At 52.9% G+C, this 257-nt stretch carries 3 tRNA genes; all 3 read left to right on the plus strand.

Annotation, left to right across the window (positions count from 1 at the left end):
* Window positions 1-2 precede the first annotated feature (2 nt).
* The 3 genes from IC174_RS20905 to IC174_RS20915 all read left to right on the plus strand — a co-directional run bounded on the left by IC174_RS20905 (window position 3) and on the right by IC174_RS20915 (window position 251).
* A tRNA-Ser gene (locus IC174_RS20905) sits at window positions 3-91 on the plus strand.
* Window positions 92-94: 3 nt separating this feature from the next.
* Window positions 95-170, plus strand: a tRNA-Phe gene (locus IC174_RS20910).
* Window positions 171-177: 7 nt separating this feature from the next.
* Window positions 178-251 (plus strand) — tRNA-Met (locus tag IC174_RS20915).
* The last annotated feature ends 6 nt before the right edge of the window (window positions 252-257 follow it).

Here is a 257-nt window from a genome sequence, read left to right on the forward strand (position 1 = left end):
ATGGAGAGGTGTCCGAGTGGTTTAAGGAGCTGGTCTTGAAAACCAGTGACTTCGAAAGGGGCCGTGGGTTCGAATCCCACCCTCTCCGCCAAATGCCCAGATAGCTCAGTCGGTAGAGCAGGGGACTGAAAATCCCCGTGTCGGTGGTTCGATTCCGCCTCTGGGCACCAAGAATATGGCGGTATAGCTTAGTTGGCTAGAGCGTTCGGTTCATACCCGAAAGGTCATAGGTTCGACTCCTATTACCGCTACTAAAA

Origin of the sequence: Clostridioides sp. ES-S-0001-03 (assembly GCF_020676075.1) — a bacterium.
Taxonomy (GTDB): domain Bacteria; phylum Bacillota; class Clostridia; order Peptostreptococcales; family Peptostreptococcaceae; genus Clostridioides.